The sequence below is a fragment of the Butyrivibrio sp. AD3002 genome (assembly GCF_000420905.1).
Lineage (GTDB): Bacteria > Bacillota > Clostridia > Lachnospirales > Lachnospiraceae > Butyrivibrio.
In genome coordinates this window covers 422356-436909 of the sequence record NZ_ATVV01000001.1, presented here as the reverse complement: position 1 = coordinate 436909, position 14554 = coordinate 422356, and the positions used below count along the sequence as shown (strand labels likewise).

At 41.6% G+C, this 14554-nt stretch carries 10 protein-coding genes; 9 read left to right on the top strand and 1 reads right to left on the bottom strand.

The features are described 5' to 3' along the window. Positions 1–2: 2 nt before the first annotated feature. From hypF to G596_RS0101795, 9 genes are all read left to right on the top strand, one after another. A complete protein-coding gene (gene hypF / locus G596_RS0101835) occupies positions 3–2333 on the top strand; it encodes a carbamoyltransferase HypF (RefSeq protein WP_022760125.1) in 2331 nt (776 codons plus the stop codon). 12 nt (positions 2334–2345) lie between these two features. Further along, complete coding sequence (locus G596_RS0101830) at positions 2346–2579, top strand: HypC/HybG/HupF family hydrogenase formation chaperone (RefSeq protein ID WP_242829157.1); 234 nt, start codon at positions 2346–2348, stop codon at positions 2577–2579. A 3-nt stretch (positions 2580–2582) separates the two neighbouring features. After that, the gene (hypD, locus tag G596_RS0101825) at positions 2583–3629 is read left to right on the top strand and encodes a hydrogenase formation protein HypD (protein ID WP_022760123.1); all 1047 of its coding nucleotides are present in this window, start codon (positions 2583–2585) and stop codon (positions 3627–3629) included. A gap of 13 nt (positions 3630–3642) precedes the next feature. Continuing rightward, positions 3643–4638 carry a hydrogenase expression/formation protein HypE gene (gene hypE / locus G596_RS0101820; protein WP_022760122.1) on the top strand — a complete coding sequence of 332 codons (996 nt, stop codon included), beginning with the start codon at positions 3643–3645 and terminating at the stop codon, positions 4636–4638. A gap of 102 nt (positions 4639–4740) precedes the next feature. Next, on the top strand, positions 4741–5577 hold the full coding sequence (locus tag G596_RS0101815) for an adaptor protein MecA (protein ID WP_022760121.1): 837 nt from the start codon (positions 4741–4743) through the stop codon (positions 5575–5577). A 120-nt stretch (positions 5578–5697) separates the two neighbouring features. Continuing rightward, on the top strand, positions 5698–6411 hold the full coding sequence (locus G596_RS0101810) for a pseudouridine synthase (protein WP_022760120.1): 714 nt from the start codon (positions 5698–5700) through the stop codon (positions 6409–6411). A 40-nt stretch (positions 6412–6451) separates the two neighbouring features. Further along, positions 6452–8476 (top strand): NAD-dependent DNA ligase LigA, encoded by a 2025-nt coding sequence (gene ligA, locus G596_RS0101805; RefSeq protein ID WP_022760119.1) that lies wholly within the window; start codon positions 6452–6454, stop codon positions 8474–8476. A 32-nt stretch (positions 8477–8508) separates the two neighbouring features. Next, the gene (gene metA / locus G596_RS0101800) at positions 8509–9477 is read left to right on the top strand and encodes a homoserine O-acetyltransferase MetA (protein WP_022760118.1); all 969 of its coding nucleotides are present in this window, start codon (positions 8509–8511) and stop codon (positions 9475–9477) included. Positions 9478–9612: 135 nt separating this feature from the next. Continuing rightward, a complete protein-coding gene (locus tag G596_RS0101795; protein WP_022760117.1) occupies positions 9613–10089 on the top strand; it encodes a hypothetical protein in 477 nt (158 codons plus the stop codon). 53 nt (positions 10090–10142) lie between these two features. Here G596_RS0101795 and G596_RS20520 read toward each other — a convergent pair whose 3' ends face one another. Beyond that, positions 10143–14414, bottom strand: coding sequence for a 2-hydroxyacyl-CoA dehydratase (locus G596_RS20520; protein WP_022760116.1), 4272 nt, complete (start codon positions 14412–14414; stop codon positions 10143–10145). Positions 14415–14554 lie beyond the last annotated feature (140 nt).

Genomic DNA, 14554 nt, shown 5'->3' with positions numbered 1-14554 from the left:
AAATGAAAGCACTTATCCGTGTTACAGGGGCTGTCCAAGGCGTTGGTTACAGACCGTTTGTAGCAGAGCTTGCAAATAAATATGAGCTCAGAGGAGAAGTGAAGAATCTTGGTGGTATAGTGGAAATAACTGCTGAGGGTGATGGTGATAAGATTAGCTCATTTACAGATGAACTTAGGACTAATTCGCCCTCGGGAAGTATTGTTTTGCGAGTATCACTCGATTATTATAAATGTAACGAACCGGAAGGTCAAAGTGACCATTCCGGTTTTCGTATTGTAGAGAGCAGCGGAGAATTTGATAAAAATTATTTGCCTGTATTTCCGCCGGACATAGGTATATGTCCGGAATGTATGAAAGAACTTCTTGATAAAAAAGACAGAAGGCATCGGTATCCGCTCATAAGCTGTGCTTCCTGCGGACCAAGATTCAGTATATTAAAAGAACTTCCCTATGACAGAGAGACGACCACAATGGGCGTCTTTTCAATGTGCCTGGTTTGTGAAAAGGAATACAGAAGTGGGAGAAGAAGACATGCCCAGACCATATCCTGTCATGACTGCGGCCCTCAAATCGTTTTCAGGAGCGGAAATGATGGTGATTTCTTCGAAAAAGAAGATGCTTTGTCACAGGCGATACGGGTTATTAGAGATGGCGGCATTATAGGGATAAAAGGAATAGGCGGATATCAACTTGCCGCAAGTCCATATAATTACGATACGGTAAAAAGACTGCGTCTGCTTAAGGGAAGAGAACAAAAGCCATTTGCAGTTATGTTTGATTCGGTTCGGAAAATAGAGCAGTTCTGTTTTATTTCGGAACTTGAAAAGAAGTATTTGGAATCTTCGGCAAGACCTATAGTTCTTTTGGATAAAAAAGAGGATCCTTTTGCGGAAAATGTATGTGGAGATTCAAGGCAGATAGGTGGATTTTTACCTTCATCAGGGGTTCACAGATTACTTACTCTTGAACTTTCCGAACTTATCGTGACAAGTGGCAATATTTCCGGGGAACCGATGATAACAGATGATACGGTTTTTGCTGATAAATTCGGGGATAGCATTGACGGGATACTCTATTATGAGCGAGATATTTTGAGACCGCTTGATGATTCAGTTTTACAGATTTATCGAACAGAAGACGACTATGAATGTCCAAGGTTCATAAGGCGCGCCAGAGGATATGTGCCGCTCCCGATGTTTTTGGAAAAGCCGCTTAAGGAAAAAATACTGTATGAGGCTTATGGAGCGGATCTTAAGAATTCCTTTGCTATAGGCTTTGGGGATAGAATTATCCAGAGTCAGTTTTTGGGAGATATGGAAGACTATAGTGTACTAAAGCTTCAAAGATATGAACTGGCGGAATTCGAGAAGTTTTTTAGAACTGACAATTTAAGTACTGAAAAGAAAATTGTCATTTCAGATATGCATCCGGGATATCATTCATCTGCTCTTGCAGATGAGGCTGGTGGGGAACGTCTGAAGATTCAGCATCATCACGCTCATATTGGTTCTGTCATGGCGGAAAATGCACTTACAGAGTGCATTGGTGTAGCATTTGATGGTACAGGCTACGGAACTGATAATACTATTTGGGGCAGCGAATTTCTTATCTGCAGGAGCGGAGATTTTGAGAGGGCAGGACATTTTAAGAGTGTGAGAATTGCAGGTAGTGATGAGGCTATGAAAAATGCGGAAATATCTGCATTTTGCTATCTGTATGATTCAGGTATAGATATACCTGACCATATTCTGAATGAGTCGGAAAAAGGATTACTGAAGGCAGCGCTTCAAAATAATATAAATGTACACAAAAGCTCAGGAATGGGGCGGCTGTTTGATGCTGTAAGCTGTATTCTCGGGGTATGTAATTACAATTCCTATGAGGGTGAGTGTGCTATAAAGCTTCAGAATAAGGCTGAGGATTATTTGAAATCCCGGAAATCCGATGAGATTGTCAAAGAGCTTCCGATTTCAGATCTGATCAGGATTAATTATGATAATGAAGAATACATTCCTGATATGCAAAAGCTCCTTGGGTATCTGACTGATAATGACAATAGAAAGGATATCGGCATGCTCGCATATGCCTTTCACAATGTGATAGCGCAAATAACTTTAAGAGTATGTCTGAAACTCAGAGAAAGGACAGGACTTAACAGCATATGCCTTTCTGGCGGAGTTTTTACCAATAGGGTTCTTTTGTCATTATGTGAAAGATTACTTGTAAATGATGGTTTTGTGGTATACTATAACCGCGTTTTTCCTACAAATGATCAGGGAATAAGCGCAGGTCAGATATATCTGGCAGACTTAAAGGAAAAATCAAATTAGTATTTATGATATTTGAAAGGAATAATTATGTGCGTAGCAATACCCGGTCGTATTACGCAGCTTAACGGAACAAAGGCAACTGTGGATTTTTCGGGCAACACGGTTGAGGCAGAGGCAGGACTTGTAAAGGTGAAAATCGGAGACAGAGTTCTGGTACATGCAGGCTGCATAATTCAGACAATGAGCGATGAAGAAGCAGATGAGATAGAAGAACTTTTCCGGGAAATAGAGGATATTCAGATTTAATTTATGAATAAATTAGAGCTTATAAAGGAAAAACTAAAAAATTATGACGGCGAAGAGCTCCGTTTTATGGAAGTTTGCGGAACTCACACTGCGGCTATTTCTGAAAATGGTATACCGGGGATGATATCGCCCAAAATCCATCTGATATCAGGTCCCGGATGTCCGGTATGTGTTACTGTCACAGCAGTAATTGACAGGCTTACAGAGCTGGCACTCACTGACAATACTACAGTGCTTACTTTTGGGGATCTTTTAAGGGTAAAAGGCTCAAAGATGAGCCTTGCCGATGCAAGGGCAAACGGTGGCAGCGTCGAGATGCTCTATTCTCCGATGGATGCTGTGAAAATGGCAAAGAATAACCCTGACAGGAATTATGTTTTTGCAGCTATCGGGTTTGAGACTACAACCCCCGTTTACGCTATGGTATTAAAAGAGATTATCTCGCAGGATGTTCATAATTTAAAGCTCCTGACATCCCTTAAGACTATGCCCCAGGTGATAAGATGGGTTTGCAAAAATACTGATAATATAGACGGATTTCTTGCGCCTGGACATGTAAGTGTAATTACAGGTTCGGACCTGTTTAAAGAACTTTCAGAGGAGACAGGGCTTCCGTTTGTTGTTGCAGGTTTTAACGGCCAGGGACTCTTGGCTGCTGTATATGCTCTTTGCGGAATGAAGGGCGAAAGCGGAATAAAGAATGTATATAAGAGTGCTGTCACGGAAAAAGGAAATGAGGAAGCAAGAAAAGCAGTCAGCGAATTTTTTGAACCCTGTGACGCTTCATGGCGCGGAATGGGAATGATTCCCGGATCCGGTATGAGACTGAAAAAGGAATATAGCGAGTATGATGCCGGAAGCTATGGTCTTGATGAGGATCATATGCCGCCGGGATGCAGCTGTGCACGGGTACTGACCGGGGAAATATCTCCCGATGAATGCCCTTTATTTGGTAATAAATGTACGCCCGAGGATGCTCATGGTGCATGCATGGTCTCCACGGAGGGAAGTTGTTACAATTATTATATTTCAGGCAGAAAGAAGAGATAAGGAATAAATATAGATGAAAGTTACAATGGCACATGGAAGCGGCGGTGCTTCAACAACTGAACTGATAGAAAACATATTTGCCAAACATTTTAAGAATGAATATCTTGATCAGATGGAGGATTCCGCAGTTGTTCCCGGAAGCGGGAGACTGGCGGTTACTACAGACAGTTTTGTTGTAACCCCGTATTTCTTCCCGGGCGGAGACATCGGAAGACTATCCGTATGCGGCACCGTTAATGATTTGCTTATGAGCGGTGCTGTTCCCAAGTATCTTACCTGTGGATGTATCCTTGAGGAAGGAATGGATCTGGATGATCTTGATAAGATAATCGAATCCATGGCAGCTACAGCGAAAGAAGCAGGTGTCACCATAATAACAGGCGATACAAAAGTTGTGGAAAAGCGAGGAGATTTTGGCGGAATAATGATAAATACATCAGGCGTCGGTTTTATGCCCGAGGGTGTTTCACTTTCACCTTCAGGACTTAAAGAGGGCGATGTAATCATAGTATCCGGTAATCTCGGTGACCACCATGCAGCAATTCTATCGGGCAGAATGAATATAAAAAATAATATTAAGTCCGATAATGCACCTCTTTCCGAGATGTGCCGCTCACTTATAGATGAGAATGTAAAAGTACATGCCATGAGAGATGTGACAAGAGGTGGTCTCGGTACTGTTTTACATGAGTTTTCGAAGGCTTCAGATTGTGAGATAAATATATATCAGGATAAACTGCCTGTTAGTGGAGAAGTCAGGGATTTTTGTAAAATGCTCGGACTTGACCCGGTTTATATGGGAAACGAAGGGAAGATGATCTGCGTGGTTTCAGGTGACGACGCGGATAAGGCACTTTCTATCATAAAGTCATCAAAATATGGTGAAAATGCAACTATTATCGGAGAGGTCAAAAAAGCCGATAATTCAGGTGTAATACTTCATACATCAATCGGAGGAACAAGACTTATCGGACCACTGTATGGTGAGGGACTTCCGAGAATATGCTGATAGAACATAAAGCGTAAATTGCTTTGTAATTTGAATATACTGTGATATAATGCACTATATGTTGTGATTTGAAAGTGGCTTTTGACATATTTGGAGTTTAATATGAAATTTACAAGAGTTAATAAGGACACTGTTAACTGCATAATTACAGAAGATGATATGGACGAGCAGGGACTTCGTCTCGAGGATCTTTTTGATAAGAGCCAGGAGGCTATGGATTTCTTACACGAAGTTATGGAGAAAGCAGCTGCTGAGGTTGATTACAAGCCCCAGGGAGCTTTTACACCCATGCAGATAACCGTCCTTCCGGACCATTCAATATCGCTTACTCTTTCCGAGAATACGGAGGGAGCTTTTGCGGATATGCTTAAGAATTTAACTGAAAAAGCAGGACTGAGATTTCCTAAGAATTTCCTGGAGGAACTCGGTGATGTTCCGGAGGAAGACAGAATTCCCAAATTGAGTGAATATCTTCAGAGTCTTAAGGATTTCACCAATTCAGTTAAGAATATGGTAGAGAAGACTTCATCTGATATGAATGATAAAGAGGATGACAGTATACCGGTAAAGAGAGGATCTGTACGACAGACCAGAATAGAAAACAGAGACGAAAAAAGGGTATCTGAAGAACTTGAGAAGATCGGCTTTAAGACTTTTGCCTTTTCAATTAAGGATTTGAGGACAGCTATTTTACTAAGTAAGCAGATTCCCGATGATGTTGTCATGGGCAGTACATTGTACAGAAATCCTTCCGATAATATGTTTTATATGGTATTTGACCGAAAGGATGAAAATGCAAAAACATTTGCTGCAGTTTTCTCTGTGTGCTACGAGTTCGGCAAATTTGTAACCACGAAGGACAGTATAATCTGTCATATGGATGAGAACTTTGATACTGTTCTTAACGGGGATGCAATAGAGAGACTCCGCAGTTTATAACTTTCGAAGAAGGACCACTGCATTTATAAATGAGTTTTACCAAAAGGGACGACTTCCGATGAAGGACGTTCCTTTTTTATACTATGAAAACCACGAATATATTCTAAGAACAAAGAAAATATGGAAGAGATTAGATTAAATAAATATATTGCCATGTGCGGTGTATGTTCACGGCGGGATGCTGACAAGCTCATAGAGGAAGGAAGAATAACCGTCAATGGTAAGCCGGCTCAGTGCGGGATGAAGGTTAGCGATGAGGATGAGATTCTCTGCGACGGTGTTTTGATATCCCGATTTGGTGATAAAATTGTTATTGCGTATAATAAGCCTGTGGGCGTAGTTTGCACTGAAAAGGATGAACATGCAGAGAGAACAATAATTGAGGATCTCGGTTTTGACAGACGTGTGACCTACGCAGGCCGCCTGGACAAGGATTCTGAGGGGCTTATGATCCTTACGAATGATGGGGATCTTATTCAGGCAATGATGAAATCCCGCAACGGCCACGAGAAGGAATATGTCGTTGAAGTTGATAAATCCATTACGGAAAAGTTCCTAACTGATATGGAAAAAGGAGTTTATCTTAAGGAACTTGATAAAACGACAAGACCCTGTAAGGTGAAAAAAATATCTGAGAGTTGTTTTAGAATAATACTTACTCAGGGGCTGAACAGGCAGATAAGACGAATGTGCAACGCTTTTGGATATGGTGTTGTCAGGCTGAAGAGAGTGCGCATACTGAATATTGAGCTGGGTGAGCTTGGGTATTCAGAGCATCGCATGATTGAGGGCGATGAACTCAAAATGCTCTATGAGCTTGCCCGGAAGAATTAGTATGAAAAAGGCAAAATAAGTTGTTTATGGGGAGTTTTTTATGGCAGATAATGATACACAATTAAAATATAAGGAGCTTTCGGAAAAAATCCGCTATCATATGGACCGGTATTACAATCAGGATGCTCCTGAGATTTCTGATTATGAGTATGATCAGTTGATGCTGGAACTTAAAAAAATGGAGAAAGAGCATCCGGAGCTCATAACCAAGGAGTCTCCGAGCCAGATTATCGGAGGCACAGCAAAGAGAGAAGCCGGAGTGAAGGTAACTCACAATGTTCCTATGCTTTCAATTGAAGACGTATTTGACAAGGCAGATGTTACTTCCTGGGTGAATAAAGTTCATGAAAAGCATCCGGATGCGCAGTTTTCTGTAGAACAGAAGATAGACGGTCTTTCGATGACTCTCAGGTATGAGGCGGATACAGATAAGCCCGGTTTTATGAAGCTTGTGATGGCTGAGACCAGAGGGGATGGAAGAATCGGGGAAGATGTTACAATAAATGCTCTTGTGATTCCTGATGTACAGAAGGAAATAAGGTACAGTGCAAGTTATCTGGAGCTTCGCGGTGAAGTATATATGTCACACGAGGACTTTGACAGATTCAATGAACAGCAGGAGAAGCTCGGCAAAAAGCTTGCAGCTAATCCGAGAAATCTAGCGGCGGGAACGCTTAGGCAGCTTGACAGTGCGGTTACAAAGGAACGCGGCCTTCGAATGTTTGTGTTTAATGTTCAGGATGGTCCTGCAGAGCTTTTGGAAAGCCACTGCAAAGCACTTGATACTTTGGAGGAGCTCGGTATTCCTGTTGTACGACACAGACTCTGCAATAGTTCCGAGGATGTTATTGATGCGATAGATGCCATCGGTGACGAGCGATTTGACCTTACTTTTGATCTCGACGGAGCTGTAGTGAAGGTTGATCATACAGCCTGGAGAGAAGATTTTCCGGCAGGCAGCAAATACTCAAGCGGACATATTGCATACAAGTACCCGCCTGAAGAAAAAGTTGTTGTAATGGATGAAATCATTGTAGATGTAGGCAGAACTGGTAAGCTTACATTTACAGGAAGTTTTCATGATAAAGAGACCGGAAAACCCGCAAGACTTTGTGGAACCTCAGTTTCAAGAGCAACACTGCACAACCAGGATTACATCAGGGATATGAAAATAGGTATAGGAGGAGCATATAAACTCTTCAAATCAGGTGAGATCATACCTAAATTAAATGGTTGTGTGGAAGAACCTGCAGAGATATTCAAAGCTCCTGAAATATGTCCTGTATGCGGGCATAAGCTAGTACGGGAAGAGGATACAGCAGACATAAGGTGCGTTAATCCCACATGCCCTGCTCAGGTTACGAGAACTATAGCCTATTTTACATCAAGAGATGCCATGAACATCATGGGACTTGGTGATACGCTCATAGAAGCCCTGACAAAAGACGGATATCTGAAAAGCTATGCCGATATATATGACCTTTACAAGTACCGTGATGAGATGGTCGAAAAGGGAATAATCGGTAAGGAAAAGAATACAGATAAACTTCTATCTGAGATAGAAAAGTCAAAAGAAAATGACCCGGTAATGCTTCTGACAGGACTTGCCATAAGAAATGTCGGAAAAGCTACAGCCAGAGAAATCATGAAACATGTATCGGATCTTACTGATCTTTTCAAAATTACTGTGGATGGATTTTTGTCTATGCCTGATATTGGAGAGACGACGGCAAATGATTTGTACGAGTTCTTCCACAGCAAAGATAATGAAGAGCTGATACTCAGGATGAAAGATGCCGGAGTAAATATGGCTGTTAAAATTGATGAGGACGCCTCGGATAAACTAAGTGGTATGACAATTGTTGTTACCGGAACACTGCCCAGTCTTGGGAGAAAAGAAGCAGAAGAGCTTATTACGAAAAACGGTGGAAAAGCTGCCGGAAGTGTTTCGAAGAAGACTACTATGGTTCTTGCGGGTGAAGCTGCGGGCAGTAAACTGACCAAGGCACAGGAACTGGGTATTAAAGTTATAAACGAAGAAGAATTTCTTGAATTAATAAAATAATATACCTTTTATAAGGTGATGGAGGTTATGGTATGCCGATCAAAATTATGAATGATCTCCCGGTACGTGAGATCCTGGAAAAAGAAAATATCTTTGTGGTGGATGAAAATCGCGCCATGCATCAGGATATTCGTTCTTTGAATATTTGTATTCTGAATCTGATGCCATTAAAGGAGGATACAGAGCTTCAGCTCCTTAGATCTTTATCTAATACACCTTTACAGATAGATGTTTCTTTTATGAGAGTAAGCAGTCACAAGTCGCTTAATACATCGCCAAACCATCTTAACAGATTCTATCATACCTTTGATGAGCTTCAGGATAATACCTATGACGGACTTATTATAACAGGAGCTCCGGTTGAGCAGATGGAATTCGAAGAGGTCGATTATTGGGAGGAACTCTGCAGAATTTTCGAGTGGTCAAAAACAAACGTAACTTCTACTTTTCATATCTGCTGGGGGGCACAGGCCGGACTCTATTACCATTACGGAATAAAGAAACGCCCGTTGCAGGAAAAACTTTTTGGTTTATTTGAGCACAGGGTGGAGAACAGAAAAGTTCCGCTTGTAAGGGGATTTGATGATGTATTTCTTATGCCCCATTCAAGACATACGGAATCACCCTCATCAGAGATACATGCATGCAAAGACCTTGTAGTTCTCGCGGAATCAACTGTTGCAGGCGTATTTCTTTGCATGAGCAGAGACGGCAAAAACATTTTTGTTATGGGGCATGCAGAATATGACAGACTGACTCTTCACAACGAATACATTAGAGATTTAAGCAAGAATCTTCCAATACATATTCCTGAAAACTATTATCCGGAAGACGATCCTGATAATACACCAAAGTTAACCTGGCGTTCTCACTGTAATAATCTGTATTCCAATTGGCTTGATTATTATGTATATCAGGCAACTCCATATAGATGGGGCCAGATCCTTGATGACGAGAAAAAAACAAAAGCAACCTCTGCCCTTACGACTGAAACTATCTGAAATGTTTTTTTTATAAACATAAAAGTTTTATGAAATATGGGGTACTATGTCCGCAAACGATAAAAAATAAGCTAAAATATAATATATCGATGATGTTTAGCTTGCGGATTTTTATCTGCGGAAAAGGGGTAACCTATGGGTTTAGATCTTGAAGAGGAAGAGAAGGAAGTAAAGACTACAACTAAGACCAGAACCAAGAGAACCAAAGAACTTTTGGAAGAGAATGCCAAGCGGATGGAAGAACTTAAGACTGAGCATGCCAATATGGAGAGAGAGATTGAGGACCTCGATAAAGAAGCAGCAGCTCTCGGAAACAAGGATGCCTTGAATTTAAAGATTACGCATGAGAAATTTGGTAAAGGCACAATTGTTAAACAGGATGGCAAGTATATAGAGGTTGAGTTTTCGGATGTAGTCAAAAAGTTTGTACTTCCGGGGGCAATAGCCGATGGATACCTTAAGATCGATGATGAAAATCTGCTTGATTATTTCAAGAAGAGAAATGATGTTCATAATCGTTCACTTAAAGCGCATCTGGCTTTAAGATCTAATGAGTTTGCTATGGAACGACTTCAGGATGACATTGATAAACTTAATGAAAAGGCAAAGTAAGTAAACAAATACAGCCGGTGCAAATGCACCGGCTGATTTTTATTTCTCATACTTTATGAAATTGCTTTTGCCTCTTCAAGCTTTTCTTCTTCATGAGCCTTGGTGTGAGCCGTAGAGAGCATGAGCTTGATTCTGTTAAGCTGATTTACTTCACTTGCACCCGGGTCATAATCAATTGCTACGATATTACATCCGGGATAGAGTTTTCTCATCTGCTTAATTACGCCCTTACCAACAACATGATTCGGAAGACAACCAAAAGGCTGTGTGCAGACAATATTGGAGGCACCTTCCTTGATGAGTTCAACCATCTCGCCTGTAAGGAACCAGCCTTCACCTGTCTGGTTACCGATTGAAACAATAGGCTTTGCATATTCAACAAGCTTATAAATGCTTGTAGGAGCATCAAAGTGAATACTCTTTTCAAATGCTTTGGAAGCTCCGCCGCGAAGCTTTTCCAGAGCCCATATACCTGCTTTACAAAAGGCCTTGGTCTTAGCGCTTGTTCCAAACTGATCAGCTTTGTAAACCTGATTGTAGAAGCAGTAGAGCATGAAGTCTAAAAGATCCGGAACAACAGCTTCGGCGCCTTCTGATTCAAGAAGCTCTACAAGGTGATTGTTAGCAGCGGGAGCAAATTTTACAAGAATCTCTCCTACAACACCGACTCTTGGTTTAATGGCATCGGTAATCGGTATCTTATCAAAATCTTCAACTATTTCCCTGCACATACGCTGGAATTTGAAGAAGCTTAGATGCTTTGCAGAAACAAATTCTATACACTCTTTTTTCCACTTATCATGAAGTGCATTAACCGAACCTTCAGTAACTTCGTAGGGACGCATACGGTATACGCATCTCATGAAGATATCACCGAAAACTGCCGCATAAGCAGCTCTTTCAAGCATCTCGAAATTGAGATGGAAGCCCGGGTTCGCCTCAAGTTTACTTAAGTTGGCGGAGATAACGGGTACTTGTTCCATACCGGCTTTTCTCAGAGCCCTTCTTATAAAACCAACATAGTTGGTAGCACGACATCCACCGCCTGTCTGGCTCATAAGTACGGCAGTTCTGTTAAGATCATACTTTCCTGAGTGAAGCTCATCCATAATCTGACCAACAACCCAGAGTGAAGGGTAGCAGGCGTCATTGTTAACATACTTAAGACCCATGTCTATAGCGTGCTTATTATCATTCTGCATTACAACAATGTTGTATCCGCATGCGGATAGAGCCGGCTCAATGATGTCAAAATGAATAGGAGACATCTGGGGAACGAGAATGGTGTAATTTGCTCTCATTTCCTCCGTAAAGAGCTTTCTGTTAATTGCGGTTGAACCTATTGTGCGTTCTTTGTTTTCTTTCTGTGCGCGCACACGTATAGCTGCAAGCAATGAACGAACACGAATTCTTGCGCTGCCAAGATTATTAACTTCATCAATTTTAAGACAGGTATAAATCTTATCTGAACCAGATAATATATCATTTACCTGATCTGTGGTTACTGCGTCCAGACCGCAACCAAAAGAGTTAAGCTGAATAAGATCAAGATCATCTCTTGTGCGTACAAAACTTGCTGCGGCATACAGACGTGAGTGATACATCCACTGGTCTGATACGATAAGGGGGCGTTCAGGTGTCCCGAGGTGAGATACTGAATCCTCTGTAAGAACTGCAACACCGTAGGAACAAATCATATCCGGAATACCATGATTAATCTCGGGATCTACATGGTAGGGGCGACCCGCTACAACAATACCGTGACGATTGTTTTCCTTCATCCAGCGAAGCGTCTCTTCACCTTTCTTTCGGATATCATCCCTTGCCTTTTCCATCTCAGCCCAGCCTTCGCTTGCCGCTGCAATTATCTCATTGGCAGGAAGCTCTGAAAATTCCTTAACAAGAGCATCAGTGGCAGTCTTAAGGCTTGCAAAGGACATAAAAGGATTTCTGAGTTTTACTTTTCCATCAGTAATTGCCTCTACGTTATTCTTTATGTTTTCGGAATATGAAGTAACAATAGGGCAGTTATAGTGGTTTGTTGCTCCATCTACCTCATCGCGCTCATAGAACAGACCGGGATAGAAGATAAAATCAACGTTATTTCTGATGAGCCACTCTATGTGACCATGAGAAATCTTCGCCGGATAACACTCAGATTCGCTGGGAATTGATTCAATGCCAAGCTCATAAATCTGGTGAGTGGATCTGGGCGAGAGAACGACGCGATATCCGAGCTTTGTGAAAAATGTAAACCAGAAAGGATAGTTCTCATAATAATTCAGAACTCTGGGAATACCAACTGTTCCGCGCTTAGCCTCAAGTTCATTAAGAGGCTTGTAATCAAATATTCTCTTGTACTTATATTCAAAAAGATTAGGAATGCCGGCAGCATTTTTTACTTTGCCGATACCGCGTTCGCAGCGATTACCGGAAATGTGCTGACGTCCACCGGTAAACTTATTGATGGTAAGACGACAATGGTTGGTGCATCCCTGACAGGTAGTCATGCTTGTTGAATATTCGAGCTTGTTAATCTGATCGATTGTAAGCATGGTTGTCTTGGAGCTGTTCTTTTCGTGGAATCGATTTCTTGCGATAAGAGCAGCACCAAAAGCACCCATAATACCCGCAATATCAGGACGGGTAACCTGAGCTCCGGAAATTTTTTCAAAAGCTTTAAGAACAGCATCATTGTAGAAGGTACCACCCTGAACAACTATGTGATCACCGAGTTCCTTTGCATCTGATACCTTTATAACCTTAAAGAGTGCGTTTTTAATAACTGAATAAGCAAGTCCTGCAGAAATGTCAGCAACAGAAGCGCCTTCCTTCTGAGCCTGCTTAACTCGTGAGTTCATGAAAACAGTGCAGCGAGTACCAAGATCAATGGGAGCATCAGCAAACAGAGCGATTTTTGCAAAATCCTGAACACTGTAATTAAGAGATTTTGCAAAAGTCTCTATAAAGCTTCCGCAACCGGAAGAGCATGCTTCATTAAGCTGAACGCTGTCGACAGTCTCGTTTTTTATATGAATACACTTCATATCCTGACCGCCGATATCCAGGATACAGTCAACTTCAGGATCAAAGAATGCTGCTGCATTATAATGTGCAATAGTCTCTACTTCGCCATCATCGAGCATAAGTGCGGACTTAAGCAAAGCTTCACCGTAACCGGTGGAGCAGGAACGAGCTATATTAACGCCTTCGGGCATAAGCTTATAGATTTCCTGAATAGAGCTGATAGCTGTTTTAAGAGGGCTTCCGTTATTGCTTGAATAGAATGAATAAAGAAGATCGCCGTCCTCAGATACGAGGGCACATTTTGTAGTGGTGCTTCCCGCATCGATTCCGAGGAATGCGTTTCCTTTATAGGTGTCAAGCCTTGCGGTTTTTACTCGGTAATTATTCTGTCGATCAAGGAATTCCTTATACTCATCTTCAGACTCAAAGAGTGGCTCAAGTCTTGAGACCTCTGCAGCCATTGTTATTTTATGTGAGAGTTTCCCAATCATATCAACCATTGAGTAATGGCAGTCTTCCTGTGCATTCATGGCTGAACCGATCGCGGCAAATAGATGAGAATTATCAGTATCGATAATATGCTCATCATCAAGCTTAAGTGTGCGGATAAAAGCGACTTTGAGCTCTGAAAGGAAATGAAGAGGTCCGCCGAGAAATGCGATATGTCCTCTGATAGGCTTGCCGCAGGCAAGACCACTTATAGTCTGGTTTACAACAGCCTGGAAAATAGAAGCTGCAAGGTCTTCCTTAGTTGCGCCTTCATTGATAAGAGGCTGTATATCTGATTTTGCGAAAACACCGCAGCGAGCCGCAATGGTATAGAGAGACTGATAATTTTTGGCATAATCATTAAGACCGGATGCATCTGTCTGCAAAAGCGATGCCATCTGATCGATAAATGAACCTGTACCGCCTGCGCAGATACCGTTCATTCGCTGCTCAACATTACCGTCTTCAAAGTAGATGATCTTTGCATCCTCGCCGCCAAGCTCAATAGCTACGTCAGTCTTGGGAGCAAGAGCCTTAAGTGCTGTGGATACGGAGATAACTTCCTGGACAAAAGGTACTTCCAGATGGCTGGCAAGAGTAAGACCGCCGGATCCTGTAATGACAGGGTGAAGGGTAACATTACCGCTTATTTTTGCAGCATCCTGAAGAAGTGATAAGAGTGTCTCCTGAATGTTTGCAAAATGTCTCTTATAATCTGAAAAGACGATGTTTCTGTCTGAGTCCATAAGAGCAATCTTGACGGTGGTAGAACCAATGTCAATGCCAAGTGTGTAGTCCTTTGAAATCATAAATAAAAACCTCTGAAACCTAAAAAACCTAAAAACAAATCTGTTACTACTTATATTTATATCGCAAAAATAAAATGCGCATTACGCTACATTATAATCGAAGAAAGTTTAAAAATCAATTATTCAAATATCGGTGCAAA